21 protein-coding genes are annotated in these 24983 nt (G+C 59.7%); 15 read left to right on the top strand and 6 right to left on the bottom strand.

All coding sequences use genetic code 11. From position 1 onward, the window contains the following. Position 1: 1 nt before the first annotated feature. Positions 2–706, bottom strand: a complete 705-nt coding sequence (locus tag BP758_RS06565; protein WP_292369891.1) for a tetratricopeptide repeat protein — start codon at positions 704–706, stop codon at positions 2–4. A gap of 116 nt (positions 707–822) precedes the next feature. Between BP758_RS06565 and BP758_RS06560 the strand changes: the two genes are divergently transcribed. Genes BP758_RS06560 through BP758_RS06535 form a run of 6 tightly spaced genes read left to right on the top strand, consistent with a single transcriptional unit; the run spans position 823 to position 6668 of the window. Then, positions 823–2403, top strand: coding sequence for a CTP synthase (locus BP758_RS06560; protein WP_292369888.1), 1581 nt, complete (start codon positions 823–825; stop codon positions 2401–2403). A gap of 13 nt (positions 2404–2416) precedes the next feature. After that, complete coding sequence (gene guaA / locus BP758_RS06555) at positions 2417–3334, top strand: glutamine-hydrolyzing GMP synthase (RefSeq protein ID WP_292369887.1); 918 nt, start codon at positions 2417–2419, stop codon at positions 3332–3334. A gap of 53 nt (positions 3335–3387) precedes the next feature. Continuing rightward, complete coding sequence (locus BP758_RS06550; RefSeq protein WP_292369884.1) at positions 3388–4539, top strand: aspartate aminotransferase family protein; 1152 nt, start codon at positions 3388–3390, stop codon at positions 4537–4539. Then, positions 4511–5566: a histidinol-phosphate transaminase gene (hisC, locus tag BP758_RS06545; protein WP_292369882.1), complete on the top strand. Its 1056-nt coding sequence runs from the start codon at positions 4511–4513 to the stop codon at positions 5564–5566. Before BP758_RS06550 ends, hisC begins: the two co-directional genes overlap by 29 nt. After that, positions 5563–6075 carry an adenylate kinase family protein gene (locus tag BP758_RS06540; RefSeq protein ID WP_292369880.1) on the top strand — a complete coding sequence of 171 codons (513 nt, stop codon included), beginning with the start codon at positions 5563–5565 and terminating at the stop codon, positions 6073–6075. The genes hisC and BP758_RS06540 overlap by 4 nt, the downstream gene beginning before the upstream one ends. Continuing rightward, complete coding sequence (locus BP758_RS06535) at positions 6072–6668, top strand: CDP-alcohol phosphatidyltransferase family protein (protein ID WP_292369879.1); 597 nt, start codon at positions 6072–6074, stop codon at positions 6666–6668. The genes BP758_RS06540 and BP758_RS06535 overlap by 4 nt, the downstream gene beginning before the upstream one ends. 111 nt (positions 6669–6779) lie before the next feature. On the opposite strand, the gene BP758_RS06530 is transcribed toward BP758_RS06535, so the two are convergent. The 3 genes from BP758_RS06530 to speB all read right to left on the bottom strand — a co-directional run bounded on the left by BP758_RS06530 (position 6780) and on the right by speB (position 9707). After that, positions 6780–7433: a TfuA-related McrA-glycine thioamidation protein gene (locus tag BP758_RS06530; protein WP_292369877.1), complete on the bottom strand. Its 654-nt coding sequence runs from the start codon at positions 7431–7433 to the stop codon at positions 6780–6782. Continuing rightward, the gene (locus tag BP758_RS06525; RefSeq protein ID WP_292369980.1) at positions 7396–8607 is read right to left on the bottom strand and encodes a YcaO-related McrA-glycine thioamidation protein; all 1212 of its coding nucleotides are present in this window, start codon (positions 8605–8607) and stop codon (positions 7396–7398) included. Before BP758_RS06525 ends, BP758_RS06530 begins: the two co-directional genes overlap by 38 nt. Before the next feature lie 125 nt (positions 8608–8732). Then, complete coding sequence (speB, locus tag BP758_RS06520; protein ID WP_292369876.1) at positions 8733–9707, bottom strand: agmatinase; 975 nt, start codon at positions 9705–9707, stop codon at positions 8733–8735. 256 nt (positions 9708–9963) lie between these two features. Here speB and BP758_RS06515 point away from each other — a divergent pair, with 256 nt between their 5' ends. The 7 genes from BP758_RS06515 to hepT all read left to right on the top strand — a co-directional run bounded on the left by BP758_RS06515 (position 9964) and on the right by hepT (position 18638). Next, a complete protein-coding gene (locus tag BP758_RS06515) occupies positions 9964–10950 on the top strand; it encodes a PAS domain S-box protein (RefSeq protein WP_292369874.1) in 987 nt (328 codons plus the stop codon). 101 nt (positions 10951–11051) lie between these two features. Continuing rightward, positions 11052–11420: a type II toxin-antitoxin system death-on-curing family toxin gene (locus BP758_RS06510; RefSeq protein ID WP_292369872.1), complete on the top strand. Its 369-nt coding sequence runs from the start codon at positions 11052–11054 to the stop codon at positions 11418–11420. Between the two features lie 554 nt (positions 11421–11974). Beyond that, entirely contained in the window at positions 11975–13933 is a 1959-nt protein-coding gene (locus BP758_RS06505) for a hypothetical protein (RefSeq protein ID WP_292369870.1), read from the top strand. Positions 13934–13941: 8 nt separating this feature from the next. Further along, a complete protein-coding gene (locus BP758_RS06500; protein ID WP_292369868.1) occupies positions 13942–15690 on the top strand; it encodes an Ig-like domain-containing protein in 1749 nt (582 codons plus the stop codon). Then, positions 15648–17690 carry a PGF-pre-PGF domain-containing protein gene (locus BP758_RS06495; protein WP_292369866.1) on the top strand — a complete coding sequence of 681 codons (2043 nt, stop codon included), beginning with the start codon at positions 15648–15650 and terminating at the stop codon, positions 17688–17690. The genes BP758_RS06500 and BP758_RS06495 overlap by 43 nt, the downstream gene beginning before the upstream one ends. A gap of 104 nt (positions 17691–17794) precedes the next feature. After that, positions 17795–18211 (top strand): nucleotidyltransferase domain-containing protein, encoded by a 417-nt coding sequence (locus tag BP758_RS06490; protein ID WP_292369864.1) that lies wholly within the window; start codon positions 17795–17797, stop codon positions 18209–18211. 1 nt (position 18212) lies between these two features. Beyond that, positions 18213–18638, top strand: a complete 426-nt coding sequence (gene hepT / locus BP758_RS06485) for a type VII toxin-antitoxin system HepT family RNase toxin (protein ID WP_292369862.1) — start codon at positions 18213–18215, stop codon at positions 18636–18638. Positions 18639–19753: 1115 nt separating this feature from the next. Here hepT and BP758_RS06480 read toward each other — a convergent pair. Then, a complete protein-coding gene (locus BP758_RS06480) occupies positions 19754–20224 on the bottom strand; it encodes a redoxin domain-containing protein (protein ID WP_292369860.1) in 471 nt (156 codons plus the stop codon). Between the two features lie 68 nt (positions 20225–20292). Continuing rightward, positions 20293–22158 (bottom strand): PAS domain S-box protein, encoded by a 1866-nt coding sequence (locus tag BP758_RS06475; protein ID WP_292369858.1) that lies wholly within the window; start codon positions 22156–22158, stop codon positions 20293–20295. 167 nt (positions 22159–22325) lie between these two features. On the opposite strand from BP758_RS06475, the gene BP758_RS06470 reads away from it, so the two are divergent. Both BP758_RS06470 and BP758_RS06465 read left to right on the top strand, forming a co-directional pair. After that, complete coding sequence (locus BP758_RS06470; RefSeq protein WP_292369856.1) at positions 22326–23480, top strand: aldo/keto reductase; 1155 nt, start codon at positions 22326–22328, stop codon at positions 23478–23480. A 59-nt stretch (positions 23481–23539) separates the two neighbouring features. Then, complete coding sequence (locus tag BP758_RS06465; protein ID WP_292369979.1) at positions 23540–24967, top strand: MFS transporter; 1428 nt, start codon at positions 23540–23542, stop codon at positions 24965–24967. The last annotated feature ends 16 nt before the right edge of the window (positions 24968–24983 follow it).

Below are 24983 nucleotides of genomic sequence, written 5' to 3'. Positions count from 1 at the left end.
GTTATTTTTTGTTCTTCTTTGCTTCGCTCTTTTTGTCCGTTGTGGCTCCCTTCCGGGTAACATAGTAGGCTACACCGGCTGCCACGATAACCAGGACAACGACCAGCACGATCAGGGTAGTCTGGGTTGAGGATGCGGCTGATTTCTGTGCCGCTGCCAGTTTTGCTGCGGTATCCTTGTCCGTGGGATTGGTGGTAAGGGCTGCCTGGTACGCAACTGCAGCGTCCTGGAAATTCCCCATCTTTACCAGGGCATCGCCCTTGTTGATTAAGGCCCCGGTATAGTTCCCGTCGATCGCAAGCGCCTGGTTATATGAAGTGACAGCGTCCCCGTACTTCCCGAGGCTGAACTGGGCATACCCCTTGTTGTTCCAGAGCAGCTTGTCCTTCGGGTACTCGGCAATGCCGGTATCGAGCGTTGCAATTGCATCGGTATAGTTCCCGAGCCGGATCTGGGCATAGGCCATGTTCTGGTAGGTATAGAGGAGCGCATCGCTGATCTTGATCATGGAGGTGTTCGAGGCGAGCGCCTGGTCGTACTGCTGGATGGCCCCGGCGTAATCGCCCCCCGTGAGGAGCTGGGTGCCCCGGTTATAGTATTGCGTTGCTGCATCGTGCGTCGTGTTCTCCGCGGCAGCAGCGGGTATCACTACCAGCAGGCATGCCAGGAACAGGACGGTGACCAATGAGATCTTTCCTCGCGTCATACCGGGTACATGGGCTCTTGCCTTTCATCAATCTTCTCACCCGCCCCCGGTCTATCCCGTCGTAAGATAGTAATAATAGGGAATGGGGAGAAAATGTAAAGCAGCGGGGGAAGCACGTGAAGTATATCTTTGTCACCGGCGGTGTGATGAGCGGCCTTGGGAAAGGGATCACGGCCGCATCAGTGGGACGGATCCTGAAAAACCGTGGGTACCGGGTCACGGCAGTCAAGATCGACCCGTACCTCAATATCGATGCCGGGACCATGAACCCGGCCCAGCACGGCGAGGTCTTTGTCTTAAAAGACGGGGGCGAGGTAGACCTCGACCTGGGCAACTACGAACGGTTCCTCGATATCGAGCTCACGTCTTCCCATAACATCACGACCGGGAAGGTCTACCGGACCGTGATCGAAAAGGAACGGCGGGGCGACTTTTTAGGGGAGACCGTCCAGATCATCCCCCACATCACCGACCAGATCAAGACCTGTATTAAAAATGCGGCAGAGGAAGAGTTCCCAGACGGCACAAAGGCCGATGTCTGCCTTGTCGAGGTCGGGGGAACGGTCGGCGATATCGAGAGCATGCCGTTCCTGGAAGCCGTCCGCCAGATGCGGGGCGAGCTCGACGGGCGCGACTATGTCCTCATTCACGTGACCCTTGTTCCCGAGGATGCGATGGGCGACTTAAAGACCAAGCCCACCCAGCACTCGGTAAAGGCGCTCCGGGAGCTCGGGCTCCACGCGGATATCATTGTCTGCCGGAGCGAGCGGGTGGTCGGGGCAAACACCAAGCGCAAGATCTCGGCGTTCTGCGACCTGCCCTTAAGCGCGGTCATCTCGGCAGCCACCGCCCGGGACACCTACGAGGTTCCCATGGAGATGGAAAAGGAGGGGATCGCCGATGTCCTCTCCGCCCACCTCGGCCTTGAAAAGCGGGAGACCGATCCCTCGTGGTACCGGCTGGTGACCCGGGAATATACGAGCCGGGTCACGGTCGGGATCGTGAGCAAGTACGGCATCGAGGACGTGTACATCAGTATCAAGGAAGCGCTCAAGCACGCGGGACGGGCCCTTTCTACCGAAGTGAAGATCGTCTGGCTCGATGCCGAGCGGTACGAGCACGGCTCGCTCAAGGACTACGACGGCATCCTGATCCCCGGCGGCTTCGGGAAGCGGGGAATCGAGGGGAAGATCGATGCGATAGCATTCGCCCGGGAGAACAATATCCCCTTTTTGGGCCTCTGCCTCGGGTTCCAGCTCGCAACGATCGAGTTTGCCCGGCACAAGTGCGGGATTGAGGACGCCACGAGCGAGGAGTTCGGCGAAGGCTCGCACGTGATCGCACTGCTTCCCGAGCAGGAAGAGGTCAAAAATCTCGGCGGGACCATGCGCCTCGGGGACTATACCTCCGATATCCGGGACGGCACCCTTGCCATGAAACTCTACGGCCAGCAGCAGATCGTGGAACGGCACCGGCACCGGTACGAGGTAAATCCCCACTATATCGAAAAGCTCGAAAAAGCAGGGCTCGTCTTTTCGGCGACAAACCGGAACCGGATGGAGTGCCTCGAGCTCCCCGGCCACCCCTACTTCTTTGCAACGCAGTTCCACCCCGAGTTCAAGTCCCGGCCCACCCGGCCGTCACCGCCGTACCTCGGCTTTGTCGAGGCATGCCGGGCAAACAAGCGGACAAAGTAGGAAGGCAGGAACCATGGTAAAAACAGAGAAGTTCATCACCCAGGCGATTGAGGAGATAAAAAAGGAGGCGGGAACCGAGAAGGTCGTGATGGCCCTCTCGGGAGGCGTTGACAGCTCGGTCTGTGCCGCGCTTGCCGCCCGTGCCATCGGGGACAACCTCATCCCGATCTATATCGACACCGGCCTGATGCGCAAAGGCGAGACCGAACGGATAAAGACGGTCTTTGGGAACATCCGGCTCCAGGTGGTCGATGCCGGCGACGAGTTTATTGCAGCGCTTGCCGGGATCACCGATCCCGAAAAGAAGCGCAAGGCCATCGGGGAGCGCTTTGTCCGTGTCTTCGAGCGCGAGGCAAAGAAGTCCGGCGCCACCTGTCTTTTGCAGGGCACCATCTACCCGGACCGGATCGAGAGCGAAGGGGGCATCAAAAGCCACCACAATGTCGGGGGCATGCCCAGCCAGACCACGTTTACGAAAGTGATCGAGCCAATCAGGGACCTGTACAAGGATGAAGTGCGGGATGTTGCCGGGGCGCTTGGGCTGCCGCCGGAGATCCAGCACCGGATGCCCTTCCCCGGCCCGGGCCTTGCCGTCCGTATCCTCGGCGAGGTCACCAAGGAGAAGGTTGCGGTAGTCAGGGAGGCGAACTGGATCGCCGAGTCGGAGCTCGTGGAGAAGTACCGGCCCTGGCAGTGCTTTGCAGCGCTCATCGGGCTTGGCACCGGGGTCAAGGGGGACAACCGGATCCACGGCTGGATCGTTGCCGTCCGTGCCGTAAATTCGAGAGACGGGATGACCGCCGACCCGCTCGAGATCCCGTTTGCGGATCTCGTGAGAATCGGGTCGAGAATTACCGCAGAGATCCCGAGCGTTGCCCGGGTGGTATACGATGTCACCCCGAAACCGCCGGCAACCATCGAGTACGAATAAACGATCTAAAAAAAAAACAACCAGAAAAACTGAGTAAAAATCACGTGATATCCATGAAAAATACCGGTATAACAGCGCAGTACAAGGCGCTTGACGATGCGTATTACATGCCTGCATTCTCGCGGAGCATGGCAATCGTCCGCGGAAAGGGTTCGACCGTCTGGGACGGCGAGGGAAAGGAATATCTCGATCTCGTGGCAGGGATCGCGGTCTGCAGCACCGGCCACTGCCACCCGGCGGTGGTAAAAGCGATCTGCGAGCAGGCGCACGAGCTCATCCACTGCTCCAACCTCTACTATGTCCCCCACCAGGGCGAGATGGCAAAGAAGCTCGTGGAAGTAACGGGCGCAAAAAAAGCGTTCTTCGCAAACTCGGGAGCCGAGGCAAGCGACGGTGCATTAAAGCTTGCCCGGGTCAGAACCGGGAAAAAGAAGTTCGTAGCATTCACCCACGGGTTCCACGGCCGGACGATCGGGTCGCTCGCGGTGACCCACAAGCCTGCCGCCCGCGAACCCTTCGAGCCTCTCGGCATTCCCCGGACCTTCGTGGAATACGGGAACCTCGATGCGGTAAAGAAGGCCGTTGACAACGATACCGCAGCGGTCATCGTAGAGCCCATCCAGGGCGAGGCAGGAGTCATCATTCCTCCCGAGGGATTCCTCGAAGGGCTCCGCGAGATCTGCGATAAGGCCGGGGCGCTCCTGATTGCGGACGAAGTCCAGACCGGCATGGGCCGGACCGGGAAATGGCTTGCCATCCAGCACACGAAAGCAGAGGCCGATATCGTGACCCTTGCTAAGGGCATTGCGAGCGGCTTTCCCATGGGGGCCATTGTTGCCCGCGACGGTTTAGAGTTCAAAAAGGGCGAGCACGGGAGCACGTTTGCCGGCGGGCCCCTTGCCTGTGCGGCAGGGCTTGCAACACTGGGCGTCATCGAAGAGATCCTCCCGGATGTTGCCCGCAAGGGCGAGCGGTTCAAAACCGGGCTTGCAAAATACCATCCCCGGGTCCGCGGGCTGATGATCGGGATCACGGTCGGGGAGAAGTGCCCCGAAGTCCAGGCAGAGTGCCTTAAAAACGGCGTGATCGTGAACTGCGCCGCAGACGGGAACCTCCGGCTTGTCCCGCCCCTTGTCATCTCGGACGCCGAGATCGACCGGGCGGTGAAGGTGATCGATGGAGCGCTTGGTAAGGTCATGCTATAAGCAGGGCGGATATGTTTTCGCAAAGAAGGCGGGAGGCCGTACACACGGTGCGGGCGACCATCGTATCGCACGCCTTGCCAGCAACGAGAACCCCGAGGGACCGTCGCCGGCAGCGGTGAAGGCAGCGCAGGAAGCGGTCCTCTCCGCGAACCGCTACCCCGACGAACGGGTGGACGTGCTCGTAGCTGCGCTCAAAGCGCACTACGGGGACTATACCTTTGTGGCCGGCGTTGGCATGGACGGGGTGATCGAGACCCTGATGCGGACGCTCGTGGATCCGGGTGACACCGTTGTCATCTCGACCCCCACCTTCTCCTTCTACGGGCTTGCCGCACAGGCGCAGGGGGCAAAGGTCGTCCCCGTCCCGCGCCGGGCGGATTTCTCGGTCGATACGGATGCGCTTATACAGGCCGGCAAAGACGCAAAGATCGTGGTGCTCTGCACCCCGAACAACCCGACCGGGAACGCTACCTGTGTCGATGACGTGAAAAAGGTGCTTGAGGGGATCAACGGGATCCTTTTCCTTGATAACGCGTACGTGGAGTTCTCGGGGATCGACTACCTGCCCCTCACAAAGAAGTACGAGAACCTGGTCATCGGGCGGACGTTCTCGAAGGTGTACTCGCTTGCCGGCCTACGGATCGGGTACGCGTTCGTGCCGGCCTGGCTCCAGCCGTACTATGCCCGGGCAGGAACGCCGTTTACGGTGAACGCGGTATCGGCAGCAGCAGCGGCAGCGGCCCTTTCCGACCGGGAGCATGTGGCCCGGTATACCGCGCAGGTCACGGCATGGCGGAAGCGGTTTGCCACGGAACTGAAATACCCGGTGCTCCCCTCGGATGCAAACTTTGTGATGGTGGACGTGGCGCCGCACAAGAGCGACGATATCGTGGAGAAACTCGCCACAAAAGGCGTGCTCGTGCGCTCGTGCAGAAGTTTTACGGGCCTTGCTGATCATTATATCCGTGTGAGTGTCGGAGAAGACTGGGAGAACGAATTGTTTATCCGGGAGCTTAACGCCCTATGATGTGCGGGATCACCGGCACGCCGGGGACCGGGAAATCGACGGTGGCCGATGAGCTTGCCCGCCGCGGGCACAAGGTTGTCCACATCTCCGATATCGTACAGCCCTATGCGCTCGGGAAAGACCCGGACCGGGATACGCAGGTGATCGATACCGACCGGATGGCAGACGAGCTCGTGCCCTTCGACGGGTTTATCGAGGGGCACTTTGCCCACCTGCTCCCCTGCGACCGGATCGTGGTGCTCCGGCTTCGTCCCGACGAGCTTGAGAAACGGCTTGCCGCCCGGGGATATGCGCCGGAGAAGATCGGGGAGAACCGCGATGCCGAGGCGCTCGACGTCTGCCTGATCGAGACCGTGGATGAGTACGAGCCCGGGGAAATCTTCGAACTGGACACTACGGGCATGACCCCTGCGGCCTGCGCCGATGCGATCGGGCAGTTTTACGAGGGAAAGACCCCGGCCTCGTTTGGGAATATTGACTGGTCCGCATTCGTGGAGGTGACCCCATGACGCTCGACCAGTACCGCCCGCATGTCAAAGTCTATTTCGACCCGCTCGTGCGCTGCGCCATCCGCTGGAAGATCACCCCCAATGTCCTGACGATCGCCGCCCTTCTTGCATCTCTTGCTGCCGGCATCCTCTTCTTTTTCCAGATGACGGTATGGGCCATCCTTGCGGTGGCGGTCAACGCCTTCTGCGATGCCATGGACGGAGCCGTTGCCCGGGAGATGAAGAGCCAGAGCCTGCGGGGCGACTTCCTCGACCATGCGGTCGACCGGTACGCGGATATCTTCATCATCACCGGTATCTTTGCAAGCGGCCTCGTGCCCTGGCCGATCGGGGTGCTCGCGCTCACCGGCGTCCTGATGTCCTCGTATCTCGGGACACAGGCGCAGGCCGTGGGCGTGGGCCGGGTCTATGCCGGGGTGCTGGGCCGGGCAGACCGTCTCGTGCTCATCATGGTCGTGGGAATTGCCTTTATCCTCTTCCCCGCAACGATCTTCGGGCTGAACCTGCTGGGCTGGCTCCTCCTCATCTTCGGGGTCTTCGGGCACGTGACCGCGTTCCAGCGGTTCGCGTACGTGTGGATCAAGTTAAAATAAGTCCCTTTTTTTATCCCGCAGAAAATCCCCGTCGATAAACAGGGGCCGGGTTCGCAAATCCACGGAAACCGGGGGAACCCCGCAGCCCGGGAAATTTCCGATAACCGTTTCTTACCCGGTTTTGCGTATGAGATCCCTGACGTACTCCAGCGCTGCTATGGCATCCTCTTTTTTCTGGTCGGCAGGGTTTGCAGCAGCAAACGCAAGGAACCGCTCCCGTGTCGCAGCATCAACCGTGTCCCCGGCGGCAGCAGCGATCTTTTTGTACGTCCGCTGGGGGTAGAAGACGGATTGTGCCGCGGCAAGCAGGGCCGCGTTGTCGGCTGCGGTGAGGATGCCGGCCGCTTCCGCCTTTTTTAAGGTACAGCGGATGTTGATCAGGGGCTCTGAAAGGGCATAACCTGAGGCCGGGTCAAAGACCAGCGCCACCTCGTCGTCGGAGACAAGTTTCCCGTCCCGGTACAGCCCGAAGATCTTCCCGATGCCGGTCATCCCGAGCGTATGGAGTTCGGCGGCCCGGAGCGCCCCCATGCTCGACGCCCCGACCACCGTGATCCCTTTCTTTACCGCTGCAAGAACCTCGCGGTGGGCAACGGCCGCCTCCTGGTGGAAGACCCCGTCGATGAGGACGATGATCCCCGCCCCGTCCTCAATCGCATGAGTAAGATCGCCCCGTTTTGCCGGCGGCCGGTACTCTGCTGCGAGAATCTTTTCCGCCGCTGCCCGGTCAAGGCTTGGCCCGAGAAAGACGATGGTTTTTGGCATGTTTCAGGCGCTCCCCTCTCCGCTCGGGGTCCATGGCGTACACTTCGAGGCCCGGGACAATCACCCGGACCACCGGTATTCCGATCTCCTCCCGGGTCAGGTCCACCACGATCACGCGGGAGAGGCCCTGTTTTTTCAGGGCATCGATGGCGTTTTTGATATCGGTCGCAAAATCGTCGGTATCGTACGATGCGAGCGCGGGATAGTCCACGGTCCCGTTGTCCTTAAACCAGTAGCCGTTGATCCGTTTCATCCGGTCGTAGCCCATCTTCATCTTGAGGTCTACCGTTGCCGTGTCCTCGCGGGCCCCGTGGATCTGGGTGAGCCGGCTCTGGGCAACCTCGGTGAGCGCCCGCATCACCGCGATCCTCGCGCTCGTGTGGGTGCCGATCCCGATGGTAAGGAGCGCCGGGTCTTTTAAGAGCACATCGTCGGCCACTGCCGCCATCGTGGGGATGCCCACGTCGCTTGTGATATCCCGCACGATCACGTCCACCTGCGCATCGGCGAACTTCTTCTGCATGGCCGCAAGCATCGGGTCGTCGATGTCTGCCACCGCCGGGCCGGTATCCCTGGTAGCCTCCACCAGCGACCATGCGTCCCGCTCGATCACCTCGCAGAGGGCGTGGAAGATCGCCTCCTCTTTTGTGTTCCCCGAGGCAAGGCCGTTTGTGGACGTGCGGAAGATCTGCCGGAAATTCCGGGGAAGGGGATGGAAGACTGCCTGTGCCGGGACAAAGACCGGCTCGTTGTTTGCAATGTCCCAGCCCTCGACCCACGGGAAGACATGGTCGGTGTCCGTGTCGGCCGGGAGGATGAGATCCTTTGGATTGACCGCCTTACCCTCCTGCGCGATCATCTCGTAGGTGTCGAGCCGGACCTTCCGGTCGTGAACCTCGGAGGAGTAACGCTCGATCCCCTCCATGATCCCGGAGATCTTGGACTCTTCCACGGTCGCGCCTTTGCCGTTGTACACCGTGATCGCCCCGTCCTCTGCGGTGGGCCGGATGCAGGAGAAGACCGGGATCCCGATCCGGTCGAGGCTGGTGATATCGGCTACCCGGGTGATGCCGGCGGCGGGCACCTTGGGCTCGATGCGGGCGAGGGTTTCAGTGAGCGGGACGGCACGCTGGGTTTCGTAGCGGTAGGTTTTCTTGCAGGACGCGATCTGCATGGGGGTCACCGGAGTGTCCATACTGGACGGAGCTAGTAGTCTTGGTGAAAGTTCACCCTGTTCATGTTTATACATGTCCATCTGCCGGCAGCGGGGCAGACAGGCCCTGGTGGTTAAAAAAAAGATCAGGCGTTCCTCTTTTTGCGGGCTTCTGCGGCAAGACAGAGGATCTCAAAGAGGATGGTTGCCCCGGCAAGGGCAGTGATCCCCGCATGGTCGTAGGGCGGGGAGACTTCCACAAGGTCGCCGCCGATCACATCGAGGCCCCGCATGCCCCGCACGGTCTGGAGCGCCTCAAAGGTGGACATGCCGCCGGCAACCGGCGTGCCGGTGCCCGGGGCAAAGGCCGGGTCGAGGCAGTCAATATCAAAAGAGAGATAGACCGGGCGCCCGCCCACGGTCTTTTGGATCTCCTGCACAACGTTTTTCCAGCCGAGTTCGTAGAACTCCTCAATGTGGATGACCCGCATACCGCTTGCATAGGAGAACTCCCAGAGGGGTTCGCTCGATCCCCGGATCCCGATCTGGAGGGAGTGTGCGGGATCGACGAGTCCGGCTTCCACGGCGTTTTTCATCGGCGAGCCATGCCCGCACCCGCACCCGTGGATCGGCGGTGCAGTATCGCAGTGGGAATCGAAGTGGACCAGACAGACCTTCTCCTGCGGGGCAAGCCCGCGGAGTATGGGGAAGGTGATCGCGTGGTCGCCGCCCGCGGTAACGGGGGTGACCCCGGCGCCGGCGACTGCATGGTAGAAGGCCGCGATATCGTCCAGTGCCTCCTCGATGCGGTACACCGAGCGGAACGGGACATCCCCGACATCTGCGATCCGGTGGTCCGCACAGGGGGTCGAGCGGGTACAGTGGTTATAGGCGCCCACTTCGCGGGACTGGTTGCGCAGTTCCCGCGGCCCCATCCGGGCCCCGCTCCGGTTGGTGACTCCGAGGTCGAAGGGCACTCCGATGAGTGCGATGTCGAGGTTTTCGAGGGATTCCGTACAGGGCAGGCCGTAAAACGTGGCGATCCCGCGGTACGGGTTGTCCATCATCTCTTTTGTGAACGTCTTACACTGCGCTGCCATCTTCTCAAGATCGTCATCCATAGGTACGCTCCCTTCTGGTTCTCCCGTTCTCCTATTGGTATACGGGGAGGCGATGGTATATGAAACCAGCCGGCACCAGAGGCAGTTGCCGGCCGGGTGCGGGGTAAGCCGGGTGTCCCGGGTTTTTTTTGGGGGGCGACCCAGCATCCGGATGTAAAAAAAGAAACGTCACACGTTTATCTGATTCGCCGGGAAAACAATACCCGGATTACTAAAAACGGACCCGGGACCACAACCTCCGCATACTGCGGGAGGGATGCCGGGATCTGTAGCGCAGACGAGTACCATGAAAACCAACCCGGAAAAAACCCGCCTCATCCGCGAGGCCCTTATGAAAAATCCCCGGGGCCTCAATGTCCTCCAGGTAGCAGAGAAGACCGGGATCAACCGGATGTCTGCCGGCCGGTACCTTGAGGTGATGGCTACCGAGGGACTTGCCGATATCCAGATGGTGGGAAACGCCAAGGTGTACTTCCTCTCAAAGCAGATCCCGGTCACCACGTACATGGAGTATACTTCGAAACACTACTGCATTACGGACAGCAGCCTCCATGTGGTCCAGCTCAACAAGTGGATCCCGAAAACGGTCGGGATGGCCGAAGAGGATTTTATCGGCCGCTCCCTTCTGGATACGCTCAAAGGTGTGGTGGTCAACGTTGACGAGTGCAGGGAAGCAATGGAACGAGCCCTTGCCGGTGAAGTGAGTACCGTCATTGTGGAAGAGAACTTCCGGGGCAGGCACAAGTTTTTCGAGATCCTGCACATGCCGGTCCAGTTCCCGGACGGCTCGCGGGGCATGATGGCGGTAAGCCAGGATATCACGGAGAATAAGAAACGGGAGATGGCGCTGCGGGAGGAGGGGGAGATGTACCGGGAGATCGTGGAGCATCTCCCGGCGGTCATCGTTGCCCTTGATGCAGAAGGGCGGATCGCCTACATCAGCCCCCGGGTAAGGGAGTACGGGTATGATCCGGACACGCTTGCGGGCCGGACATTTACGGATCTTGTTGTTCCGGACGACCGTACCGCCGCTCTCGCCGGCCTTGCCACGACCCGCAGGAAGGGTGCGGCAACAGGGATCCGGTTCCGGTTGAAGGACACGAAGGGGCGTGAGTCGTGGATCGAACTCTCCTGCACGGCAATGCGGGACCGGGCAGGTACCTGCACGGGGATTACCGGGGTGCTCCATGATGTCCCGGAGGCGGCTCCTGCACGGCCCACAAAGAAAAATGCAGCAAAATAAGGAAGCGGTCTGCCCGGCTCTTGCGAGGGTGAATCGGCCCCACCCATTGAAAATAAAAAAACGGAAACTTTGCATATATCCGGAACACAGATAAAAATACCATGCCGGGTCTCACCGTCGAGAAGATTGTCGAGATTCATGATGAGATCATCGTGAAGTTCGATGGTACCAATGGTGTCCTGTCCGAATCTACTCTCCATTTCATGATCTTCCGTGTCAACAAGATCAAAGATGTTTTCAGAAGAGCCGCAACCGTTCTGCATGCCATCGGGTCACAACATCCGTTTATTGACGGGAATAAAAGAACTGCACTTGTTGTTGCAGAAAATGTTCTCGGGTCGGAGGGATATTATATTGCAGCGGATGAGGATACCATCGTGGAATTCATGCTGGCGGTAGCCTCATACAAATGTGAGCCCGGCGAGGTTGAACAATGGCTTAAGGACCATGTAAAAACGATGGAACATTAAAGTTTACTGAGTATCCGGAGTGCCTTGTCGTGGCGCTCGGTGGATTTTTGCAGGATGCTTCGCTCTGACGGGTTAAGACCTTCTCCCCGGCCTGCCGGTGCTTGTTTTCCCTGTGTTCCGGTTTTTTTCTCTGGCATATTCATATTCCACGAATTTTGTGATTTGATATATGGCGGCAGTGATGATTAGGTTTCTGTTCCCGGCACCCAACCCGAATCCGAACACCGCATCCCCGGGGGATTACCGGAACGCACCGAGATTACCGGGGTGCTCCGCAGCGTCCCGAAGTCTGCCCCCACAAAGCGCCCAAAAAGAAAAATACCGCAAAATACGTGAGCGGTCTGTCCGGGTTCACACCTGACGGTTCACAAGTGATTATCACTAGTGATTCGCAATTTTTTTAAGAGCCTCCTTATCCCAGATCCTAACGAGAAGGATGCTGACGGATAGTACCCGTCGGGATTCCTTACCGGATACGGGTGACCGGTCGTTTGACGGGATTATTTTTACTAAGGACCTGTGACGGGCCCGGTGCAAAAACGTGAGGAATTGATATGGCGGGAATATCTGCAAACGGTACGGGACGATCCTTCCTGGTTCCGGCAATCCTTGTGATCGGATTCATAGCGCTTGTACTGGCGGGGCCTGCAGGAGCGGCAGAGATCACCATCGATACCTCTTATTCCGGGGGGATCGCCCAGGCGATTGCCGATGCCGGCAGCGACGGGACGGTTATCCTCTCGCCGGGCACGTATAACCAGTACGACATCAGCGTAGCAAACAGCGTCACGATACGGGCGGCGGACGGCCATAGCGCATCCGATACCATCATCGACGCACAGACATACGGCCGGGTCTTCGTTGATAATGGTGGATATCCGCTCACGATTAACGGCCTGACGCTGAAGAACGGGAGCGCGGCAGCAGGCAGCAGCGGGTATCCCGGAGGCGATGGAAGTTCCGGCGGTGCAATCATTTCAACCGGGGATGTATCGGTCATCGCGTCCACGATCGCCGGGTGTTCGGCAGGAAACGGAGGCAGCGGAACGGCCCTCGACCAAGCCGGGAGCTCCGGCGGCCGGGGTGGCTCCGGTGGTGCAGTCTATTCAACCGGGAATGTATCGGTCATAGCATCCACGATCACCGGGTGTTCGGCAGGAAACGGGGGCGGAGGTGGGAGCGCATGGAACGGCGCGGGCAATGGAGGCTCCGGAGGCTCCGGCGGTGCAATCTATTCACCCGGGAATGTGTCGATTCGATCCTCCACGATCACCGGGTGCCGGGCAGGAAACGGCGCTAACGGGGGTAGCCGATATGGCGGTTTCGGCTCCGCCGGTGAGGGAGGATACGGTGGTGCTGTGTACTCGACCGGCACCCTGTCGATTCAATCCTCTACGATCACCGGATGCCGGGCAGGAAACGGCGCTAACGGGGGTAGTAACGGCGCTTATGGGGCTTGTTCTGCTGGCGGCAATGGCGGAAGCGGGGGCGCGGTGTATGCAACCGGTACGGTATCGGTTACCTCATCCACGATCACCGGATGTTCGGGAGGAACGGGAGGTGCAGGGGGTTCCGGATCGTATCAGGGTTCTACTACGTGTACCCGTCCTGGTGGCAGCAACGGCAACGGCGGCGCGGTCTGGGCCGGCGGCAGTTCTGCCGGCACACGGGCGGTTACCTTCTGCCGGCTGCCGGGCAACCACGCAACCGGGACCTCGCTCTATGGCGGCAGCGCGCTTGATGCCACCGACAACTGGTGGGGAAGCAACAGCGGCCCGGGCTCATCGGATATTGGCGGGAGCGTAACGGCAAGCCCGTGGCTGGTGCTCGGGATCTCGGCACTGCCTGCCAGGATCGCCAGTACCGGTACTTCGCTCGTCACTGCCGACCTGCTATCAGAGTCCGATGGTACCAATCTTTCGGCCACACCCGGGACAACCTCTCTTCCTGAAGGAATACCCGTACTGTTTACCACCACCAGCGGTTCGCTCGCTCCTGCCAGCGGGTACATGCATACCGGTACGTTTGAATCGACATACACTCCCTCTGCACTTGGGACAGGAACGATCGTTGCGACTGTCGACAGCCAGAGCGTTTACGTAGACGTACTCACGGGTACTATCGGCCCGGTCACCAGTATCGTGATGGATCCGTCCGCAAGCGCAAAACTCTGGACCGGTATCGATAACCGGGGAATATACCGGAGTACGAACGGCGGCAGCATCTGGACGGCCGCCACCACGCAGCCGGCAAATACCCATATACGGGCGCTGGCGGTAAGCCCGGCCGATCACACGAAACTCTTTGCCGGCACATATGGCGGCGGGGTGTACAAGAGCACGGACAGCGGTGTGACCTGGAGTGCATGTTCCAACAGCGGTCTTTCCAGCCTGAACGTGCTCTCACTTGCGGCCAATTCCACCGGGCTACTCTACGCGGGTACCGACAATGGGGTGTACATGAGCAGCGACAACTGCGCCAGCTGGACCGCGATGAACTCGGGGCTGTCATAATGACGGAGATGGTGAACAGGATTACGAAACGCTATGGGTTGTTATCTGCACTGCTGGTGATCGCGCTGCTGGCACTTGCGGCGCCGGTGGCAGCAGGCACCGTAACGATCAATCCCGGAAATGATATCGGAGCTGCAATCATGTCCGCCGGCAGCAGTGGTACCGTTATCCTGAACCCGGGGGTATACTACCAGAGCGGTATCACGGTCGGCAATGCCATCACCATCCGGGCAGCAGACGGCCACGGCCCGTGGGATACCCGCATCGACGGCTCGAGATCAGGGAATAGTATCTTCACGGTCTCTGGCGACTATGCTCTCGCCATCGATAACCTGACGTTCCAGAACGGCGTTAACAGCAGCAGCAGTGGAGGCTATGGCGGCGCGATCAATGCCGGAAGCGGCAGCGTGACGGTCATCTCCAGCATATTCACCGGGTGCTCGGCAAGCAGCGGCACCGGCGGCTCCGGAGGCTTCGGCGGCGCGATCAATACCGGCAGCGGCAGCGTGACGGTCATCTCCAGCACCTTCACCGGGTGCTCGGCAAGTAGCAGCAGCGGCGGCTATGGCAGGGGTGGTGCAATTTATACCTCCGGCGGCAGCGTGACGGTCACCTCCGGCACCTTCACCTGGTGCTCGGCAGGCAGCAGCGGCGGCTCCAGCTCAGGCGGCGCGATCTATACCGAGAACGGCAGCGTGACGGTCACCTCCAGCACCTTCACCGGATGCTCGGCAAGCAGCAGCGGCAGCTCCAGCTCAGGCGGCGCGATCTATGCCGGGAGCGGCAGCGTGACTATCACCTCCGGCACCTTCACCGGGTGCCTGGCAGGCAACAGCGGCGTGATCGTTGCCGGAAGCGTCAACATCACCTCCAGCACCTTCACCGGGTGCTCGGTAGGTAACAGCGGCCAGATCATCCAGGTCTTCCACGGCGGCACTATCCGGTTCTGCCGGATCTACAACCCCGGACCGACGGAGATCCTAAGTCGTTACGACTATCTCGATGCATCGGACAACTGGTGGGGCACAAACAGCGATCCCTCAGCGTATCTCAGCGGCAGCATCTACCCGTATTCACCCTGGCTCGTGCTCGGCATCTCGGCATCGCCATCCACGATTACAACCGGTGGGACCTCCACCATCAGCGCGAACCTGACATACGGTTCAGACAAACATCCCACCTCCGGCGGTACGGTTGCCAACGATATACCGGTGGTATTCACCGTCACCGGCGGCACGCTTTCAGCGAGTACCGTATACACCGATTCCGGCATTGCATCCACCACCTTTACCCCCTCATCCACCGGGACGGCATACATTACCGCGACCGTTGACGGCCAGAGTGTAACCGTACCGGTCACGGTAGTTGCCGGTGGACCGGCCACGAGTATCGTCATCGACCCGGCCACTCCTTCAAACATCTATGCCGGGATTAGCGGTGTCGGCGTGTACACCAGCGCCAATGGCGGCAGCACGTGGAACCCGATGGGAAGGATTCCCCGTACGGATATCCGGGCGCTGGCGATAAGCCCGGCCTCAGACCACGCGGTCTATGCCGGCACGTACGGCGGCGGGGTGTTCCGGAGCACGACCGGCACTACAACGTGGAATTCCTGTACAGCCCTGTCGAACCAGAACGTCCGGGCGCTTGTGACAAACTCCACCGGCGCAGTCTTTGCCGGGACGGATGTTGGGATCTTTGTGAGCACGGACGAATGTGCACACTGGACAACGATGAATATGGGGCTGTCGGCATGAAGAGTGGTGTCGCGGATTCACGAAGATGGGCGCGATACCTGACCTGCGCTCTTATTCTTACTGCCCTTTGCGGGATCTGTGCGGCGGATACCGGCACGTGGATCACAAACGGCCCGTTTGCCACCGTGCCTGGCAACCAGTCCATCTATGCCCTTGCAGTAAGCCCTGACGGCAGCGTTATCTACTGCGGCACCGGGAGCGGCTCGGTCTTCCTATATTCGTTTGGGATTCTCCCCCCGGCCGCAGCCTTTACTGCAAACACAACGGAAGGCGACCGGCCCCTGGCCGTGCAGTTCACCGACACCACCACACACCTGCCGCTACGCTGGGCATGGACGTTCGGCGACGGCAATACCTCAGTGGAGGAGAACCCGGTCCACACGTATGCGGCAGCCGGGAACTACACGGTAAACCTGACCGCAGCTAACAGTGCGGGCACTACCACGGCCACAAAATCCGGGTATATCACGGTCATCGCCCCGACGGTCCAGACCAACAGTTTCTCATCGGTCACCACCGGTGTGAGCACGACAACCAACGGGACCACCCAGAACGTGACCATCGACACCACCACTGCGCACGTGACCACCGACGGGGATAAGGTCACCCTCAATACCACCGGCAGCAGCTGGTCCTCGGTTGCGATCACCATGACCGGACCGGTGGATACCAGCTCATCGACCATAGACGGTACGGTCTCCTCGGTCACCGCAGTAACCGACCGGGTGACCGCATCGGCGGGATCGGCAGGCACCCCGTCCGTCCAGATCCAGCTCAACATGAGCGAGGTCCCGCAGTCAACCGCCGCGATTACCCAGACGATCACCAAGGATCCCTCGCCAACGGCCCGGACCTCGTTTACGGTGGCGGCAGCCAGTGCGGGCAAGCAGATCGACGATATTGCCTACACGCTCAATGTCCGGAAAACGGATCTTGCAAATGCAGGGGACGGCGGGATCATCACATCCGCGACGCTTACCATGACGGTGAGTTCAGACTGGGTCACGGCCCACGGGGGTACCAACAATATCGTGGTCATGAGAAGGGCAGACGACGGCACGACCCAAATCCTGACTCCGTCGATCACCGGCCCGGACGCTTCCGGCTACTATATCCTGACCGTATACTCCCCCAACGGCCTCTCGACCTTCTCGGTCGCGGCAGTCTCGGCCGTGTCGTCCGGGGGCAGCTCCTCCGGTTCCGGCGGCGACAGTTCGGATTCGTCTTCAGCAACGCTCCGGTACGGATCGGCTGGCCATATCTCCTCGCTCACAAAGAGCCTGGCCTCGCTTTCTGCCGGGGAATCGGCAACCCTCACGGTCAACCAGGGGGTGTCCGCATCCGCCCCGGCCGGGATCACGGCGGTTACGATTACCGCCGCAACCGGGATACCCTCGACCGATCTTGTTGTCTCGGACAGGACTGATGTCGGTACCTCGCAGCTCTCGGGCAGGCCCGTTGCCGGTATCATCAGTATCGAACCTTCCGGGGTGAACCCCTCGGCAATAAAAAGCGCCGCGATCGCGTTTGCGGTAAGCTCGGACTGGCTCTCGGCAAACAATCTCGCACCGTCCGATGTTGTCCTTGCCCGGAACACCAACGGGAACTGGGTCGATCTCCCCACAACGTTTGCATATTCGTCCGGCGGCTTGGATTACTTCACGGCAACGACCCCGGGCTTCTCGTACTTCGCGGTGACAAAGAAAGCCTCCGCCGCTGCAACAACCGCAGTCACGGGGACCCTCGCCGCAACGGCCACCGGTCTTGTGACCACAGCACCGGCAATGGCAGCGGTTACCACTCACGGTACCGGGGTCATGGCTGCGGCCCCGGTCCGGACAACAGCGGTCCCGGTATTTGCAGGAACTACCGGAGGGGTCCCGGTCATGGCGGTTGTCCTGATCGGCGCCGGTGTCGCGGTGCTCATCGGCGCCGGATGGTATATCCGCCGCTGGTGGATCAGAAGGCAGAACCCGGCGCTGTTTATGGAGTACGACTAGGCCGGCGGAATAAGCCGGCAGCAGGAGGGGAGCTTACCCGGCCGGTCACCTGATACAAAGGAGCAAGTATCTTTTTTAATCTCCTGCTGCTTATATCTCTCAATATGAGCGGACAGGAGGAACGGGAACGTATTACCAGCCTGATACGGGACGCGATGGTATCCTATCCCTCCTTGCGGGTGGCATATCTCTACGGATCGTTTCTCTCCCGCGATGATTTCCGCGATATCGATATCGGACTGCTTGCCAGCGAACAGGTTTCGAGAGAGGATTCCCTTGCCTTCGCATCGCGGGTTGCAGATACTCTTGAAAAAGCCCTTGGATTCCAGTACGAGTGCGATGTCAGGGTCATCAATTTCGAGCCGGTCTGGTTCCAGTACGAGGTGATCAGTACCGGTCGTGCGGTGGTTGTCCGCGATGAAAATGAACGGATCGATTTCGAGACCCGGGTGCTCATCGAGTACCAGGATCTAAAGTTCATGTACGATCTCTTTGACCGGGAATATCTTGCCCGGGCCTGATATGAGACTCCTTTCCCAGGTACAGACTCTCGATGAAACGCTTGCGGCGTGGCAGCGGTACCAGCAGATCCCGTTCGAAACGTTTGATCGTGAGAAAGATACGCAGTACATGGTATGCCATGCGATGCTCCTTGCTATCCAGGCGTCCATAGATCTTGCAACCGGCATGGCGGTGGCAAAAACCCCCAAAAGGCCGGATTCCTACCGCGAAACCTTTTATGTACTGGGGAAATCCGGGATTATTCCGGAAGAACTTGCCACCGGGATGGCGCGGCTTGCCGGGTTCAGGAACATCCTTGTGCATGAGTATACCGGTCTTGACACGCGCCGTGTCCACGGTATCCTCATGGAGGACTGGCAGACGATGGACCGGTTCAGGGGCCTGGTAAAAAAATTCATCCGGGATCAGGAAAAACCCGGGGAATGAGCTCACTCCCCCGGGCCACTCCTGCTGCTTTTTTTTTAAAGGGTGTGTATTTCCTCCCGGCATCATTGTGGGATGCCCATGTCTCCCGGTTTCCCCCCCATTCCCGGATTTTTTTCCGGTCCGAACATTGAAAAATCCCAAAAAAATTCCGGACGATCGCAACAAAACCCGGAAAAATACCCGGTTTTACCCACATCTCCGACGGAGCGCGTACCCCGCGACAAAATCCCGTACGACCGATCGGACCCGGCACGCTCGCGCTGAAATTTTTTCCGCGCAAAAATTTTCGGATTGAAAGTTGAAATGCCGGAAATTTTTTGGCGCGAAAGTTAAAAATCCTAAAAAATTTTGGATTGAAAGTTGAAAATTTTAAAAAAATCTGGCGCGAAAGTTGGAAAAAAAGGTGTTAGTTAGCTAACTAACTCACATCACCGTCGTAAACCGTTCGGCCCGGGAGCGAACCTGATCGTAAGTTTCCGGGAATTTTTTCCGGTTTGAAATTTGAAAATCCCAAAAATTTTCCGGTTGAAAGTTGAAAAAAGAAAAAAAAGTTGGCGCGAAAGTTGAAAATTTTTAAAAAATTCCGGTCGAAATTTTAAAACCCGAAAAAAGTTCCGGCAAAAACCGGAAACGTCCCAAAAAAATTCCGGCCGGCCGGGCGATTGCCGGGAAAAACGCCCGGCACTCCGGCACTACCCCTGCCGGCACCGATCCGGGGGGTCGTGCAGAGCGGGGGGCCTGATCCCCGATCTCTGCGTAAAATGCCCGGTTTGCCAAACGGGCCGTTTTTAGAAAAACCCGTAAAACGCCCGGATTCCATCCGGGGCCGATTCGTCCCCCTTTTTCCCGGATGCGCCCGATATGCCGTTCTTATGATCTGGGCGAGTTTTCGCGTTTAAGAATGGTGCTGGCCAAAGGAGCGGGGCCCCAAAGAACCGCCCGCCAAACCGCAGGAAGGTGCCTTAGAACGCATTATATGCGTCTCATTTTGGGCGTATTTCGGCAAAGGGGCCGCAATACGGGGCCGGTTCACCGTCGGAGGAACGGGTTTACGACGGTGAAGGGATATGGGGATGTTCCGTACGGTATGCGACAGACTCCACCGCCCCGCTCCCTTACGCGGTCTTTTCCAGGAAGTCCAGGATCTCCCGGATATCCGGCACCGAATGGACCGGGTACACTTTCACAAACACGATCTTTTTCTCTTCGTCCACGATCACGTTCGCCCGCTCCGAGAACCCGTTCTCGTCCCGGAAGAGCCCGTACTTCTGTGCCACCGCACCGTGCGGCCAGAAATCGCAGAGGAGCGGCGTGCGGGAGATACCGATTGCATTCGCCCACGCGAGCTTGCAGGGCCGGGAATCGACACTGATACCGACCGGCACGCAGGTAAGCCGGGAAAAAGCATCCGCGTTCTCTTCGAGCGACCGCATCTGGAGAGCGCAGTACTCCGTCCACGCGAGAGGGTGGAAGGAGAGGAGGACCCGTTTTTTCTCCTGCTCGTAGAGATCGAAGGTCCGGTCGTTTGCATCCTTTAACGAGAAGTTCCGTGCCGGATCGCCCGGCTGCACGATCACCGACTGCATGGAAAACACCAGAGGTACGGGAGGCTTGTGCGCTCCGGGCAATGAGGGTTTTGGTGGAGGCAGGAACCCTATCCACCGTTTGCGAACCTGAACCCGCCTTCGGGGACCGTGATCTCGAAACAGGCCCCTTCTCCGGGCGTCCCGGTCTCCGCGATAGTTATTCCGGTGATCATAAGGATCTCGCTCACCAAAAAGAGCCCCATGCCCCGGGTCTCCCCTGCCTTGCGGGAAAATATCGCGGATTTCATTTCGGTACCGATCCCGACGCCATTGTCCCGGAACGTGAGCCTGAGCGGGCCCTGCACCTCCGCACCGATATCTATCCGGGTTGCCCGGACCCCGTGCTTTACCACGTTCTCGGCAAGGTAGGAGAAGATCTTTCCCACGAGCGGGTCGGCGTAGATCTCAAGACCGGAAATCTGCGGGGAACAATGGATGGCAGGCTCTTCCTGGGCCGGGATCATCTCCCGCACGGCCTGCCACCGCGGCGCTTTTACCCCCACCTCCTGGTACTCTTTCGTGAACGCCATCTGCCGCTGCAGCTCGCCTGCTTTCTCCTTCATTTCGGAAAAGATCCGGTCGCGGTCGCTGCCCTCAGGCATCTTTTGAGCCATATCCATGAGACCCGTAAGGCCGGTGATCGTGTTTGTTGTCTCATGGCGGGTGAACGCCTGCATCATCACCAGCTTTCGGGTGGCAAGTGCTGCCGCCTGCTCGGCATTTTTGCGGTCGGAGAGATCCCGCACAATGGACCGGATGTACATTTTGCCCCGGATCTCGACCGGGCTGAGCGAGACTTCTACGGAAAACGGCGTCCCGTTGCGGCGGAGGTGGACCCATTCGAACGAGAACGGCGTCCCGCTGAGTGCGGTACGATCGTAGGCAGCGATCAGGTCTGCCGAGAACGAACCGTCGGGCTGGTACCGGGGGGAGAAGTCCGCCGGGGTATGCCCGAGGATCTCGGACGTATCCTTGCAGCCGAAGATCTCCGGGGTACGGCGGTTGCAGCGCACGAACTTCCCGTCGCTGATCAAAAAGACCGCATCGGAGACGGAATCGATAAGGGCCTGGAGCTGCTCCCCGCCTGCTTCCACCTCCGCATAGGCAGCCTCGATCTCGTTCTGGCTGTCCGAGAGTTTGCGGTACGCTGCCTGGAGCTGCTGCTCGGTCTCCTTGCGCCGGGTATTGTCGATGAAGGTCTCCAGAAGGCAGGGCCGGCCGTTGAGCGTGATCCGGGTAACATATTTGATGACCGAGACCTGCCTGCCGTCCGCGGAAAGAAGGGTCCGCTCTGCATCGTCCACCGATTGCCCGAGGTCGGTGATGGGGCATCGTCCCTCTTCGGCAGTGCAGATGAAGTTATGGCACATCTTTCCCACGATCTCCTCTTTTTTGAGCCCGATGAGAACGGAGGCTTCCGGGTTGATGTCGGTGATCCGGTGGGTTTCAATGTCGATCACGAAGATGCCGGCTTTCACGTTCGAAAAGATCTGCCCGAGGTAATCCCGGCTCTCGGCCAGTTCACGCTCTGCGATCCGGCTCCGGACTGCCTGCCGGAGCTTGTGGGCGAGCTCGGAGAACTGGGCGGTGGGATCCCCGCCTTTCTGGAGGTAAAAGTCGGCCCCGTTCTCGATGGCCTCGATCACGATCTCCTCCCGGCCCCGGCCGGTAAAGAGGATGAAGGGGATGTCGGGATGGTCTGCCCGGACCTGCTTGAGAAATGCAATCCCGTCCATCTCCGGCATCTGGTAGTCGGAGATGATCGCATCGTAGGGCGTGGTCGTGAGCGATTCTAAAGCGGCACCCGCGGAGATCTGGGTGGTTACATTAAATCCCCCCATGGTCTCCAAAAACATCTTCCCGATATCAAGGAGCCCCGCTTCGTCGTCGACATACAAAATGCTGAGCGGGTGGGATATCTCCCCGTGGGTCATATGTTTCGTAATCTTTGTTTATTCTATAAAAGGGTACCGGAGATCGGGACACCCGGCTCCGGACCCTCCCGGGCACCCCCCGCTATCCCTGGTGAAATTAAGGCACCATTTTGCCCCTGTCCGGTATATACCTGCGGACTGCATTTCTCTGGTACTGGTGACATGCCATGCTGTACAGGAGATTCCCCAAAGTGCCCCATGACATCTCGATCCTCGGGTTCGGGTGCATGCGGCTGCCGCAGGCCGAAGGCTCGGGCTTTGCCGGAAAGATCGATGAGGAAAAAGCCATCGCCATGATCCACCACGCCATCGATCATGGTGTCAACTACATCGACACCGCGTACCCCTACCACGATGGCGAGAGCGAACCGCTCGTGGGAAAGGCGCTTGCCGGCGGCTACCGGGAGAAGGTCATGCTTGCCACCAAGCTCCCGAGCTGGCTCATCAAGACCCGGGAGGACATGGACCGGTACCTCGACGAGCAGCTGGCCCGGCTCGCCACCGATCACATCGACTTCTACCTGGTCCACGGCCTGAACAAAGCCTGGTGGGAGAACCTCTCAAACCTCGGCGTCCTCGAATTCCTGGACGAGGCTGTTGCGGACGGCCGGATCCGGTACCCCGCCTTCTCGTTCCACGACGACCTCCCGATCTTTCAGGAGATCGTGGACGCGTACGACTGGACCTTTGCCCAGATCCAGTACAACTTCATGGACGAGCAGTACCAGGCCGGGACAAAAGGGCTGCACTATGCTGCGAAAAAAGGTCTTGGCATTGTCGTGATGGAACCCCTCCGGGGCGGCCTGCTCTCCCGCGACCTCCCGGCAACTAAAGAGATCCTTGCCGCAGCCCCGGTCCGGCGCACGCCCGCGGAATGGGGCCTTTCATGGGTCTGGGACCATCCCGAGGTCACCACCGTCCTCTCCGGCATGTCTTCGATGCAGCAGCTCGAAGAGAACCTTGCATATGCAGAGCGGGGACGGCCCGGGTCGTTTACCCCGAAGGATCGCGAGGTGATCCGGCAGGTAAAAGCCGCCTTCGAATCCCGGGTAACGATCCCCTGCACCGGCTGCCGGTACTGCATGCCCTGCAGGAACGGGGTGGACATTCCCCGGTGCTTCGAGTCCTACAACCAGGCGCACATGTTCGATGCAAAAGAGGAGTGCGGCGGGGTCTACACGTGGGTGTTGAGCGGGGTCATCGACGGCGTCCCCGGCTATGCCTCCTGCTGCCTTTCCTGCGGCGAATGCGAAGAGAAGTGCCCGCAGGGCCTTCCCATTATGGAACACCTCAAAGAAGTTGCAGAATATTTCGGGAAATGATCCATGCAGGGCATTTTCCCTCCCCGGGCCCAATATCGTTTACTGCACGGTGATATTCCCTGACCGACACGGACATACCGGCCCCCGCTGAGTTTGCCTACCGGCACCGCCTCGCCATCCTGCTCGTCATTCTCGTGAGCTGCTTCATGGCGGTGCTCGACAACAATATCGTAGCAATAGCGCTCCCGACCATCACAGCCGTATTCGGCGTGCCGCTCGGCCTCTCCCAGTGGATCGCGACCGCGTACATGATGACGATCGTTGCCACGGTGCTCATCTTCGGCACGCTTGCGGGCCGGATCGGCACCGCCCGGCTCTTCATCCTCGGCCTCGTGGTCTTTGTGGCGGCTTCTGCCGCCTGCGGGCTTGCCGGCTCGCTTCCCCTCCTCATTCTTGCCCGGATCGTCCAGGGCCTCGGGGCGGCGATGATGATGTCGATCTCCATGGCGATCATCATGCAGGTCTTCCCGGCCGACGAGCGGGGCCGGGCCATGGGCTATATCACCGCAACCGTTGCGCTCGGCCTTATCGTGGGCCCGGCGCTCGGCGGGATCCTTGTCGATTCCTTTGGCTGGCCGTTCATCTTCTTTGTCAACGTGCCGATAGGCTGCGTCCTGCTGCTCCTTGCCGCCCGGTACCTGAAAGTCCCGTCTGTGCAGGCCGGCGATACCCGCACCGATTACTCCGGCGCTGTTCTCCTCGTTCTCGTCATGGCCGCTCTGGCGGTTGTCCTGAACGAGTTTGCGAACCCTCCGGTTGATCCCCTCCGGTTTGCGGCAAGCGCCGGCGTTGGCCTGGTAGCCCTCGCCCTCTTTGTGTACCGCGAGCGGACTGCAGAAGCGCCCCTTCTCGACCTCACGCTCGTCACCACCCGGGCATTCGTCCTCCCGGGGGCAAGCCTCGTCCTGTACTTCACCGCGACATTCATTTTAATCATCCTCCTGCCCTTCTATTTCGAGGGGGTGATGGGCTATGCACCCACGCAGGTCGGTCTCATCGCTTTTGTGATGCCGATCGCCATGATGGCCGCATCCCCGGTCTGCGGCTGGATCTACGACAAGTACTGCCCGAAGAACTACGCCACGTTCGGCGTCTTTGGCGTAGGGCTCTCCTTTTTCCTGTGCGGGTACGGCTATGCCACGGTAAACATCTGGCTCGTGATCCTCGCTCTTGCCATTGCCGGCATCTGCCGGTCGATCTACCAGGGCCCCAACACCATCGAGATCATGGTCTCCATCCCGAAAGAGAAGGCCGGGGTTGCCTCAAGCGTGCTTGTGATCCTCCAGGACCTCGGGGTCATGTTCGGGATCTCTGCGGCAGCCATCCTCCTCGTCCTCCAGCTCGATGCGCTCGGGTATACCGGCGCCGTCCTCTCCGCAGGCCCCGCGGTTCTTGCCCCGCTCTTTGGGATCGCGATGTATACCGGCGGGATCATCTGCCTTGTTTCGGCTGCGTTCTCGTACCGGAAGACCGGGCCAAAACCATAAGACCTCCTCCTGCCCA

Source organism: Methanoregula sp. UBA64 (genome assembly GCF_002502735.1).
GTDB lineage: Archaea > Halobacteriota > Methanomicrobia > Methanomicrobiales > Methanospirillaceae > Methanoregula.
The sequence above is the reverse complement of the archived record's forward strand: the minus strand, read 5'-3'. Positions and strand labels throughout refer to the sequence as shown.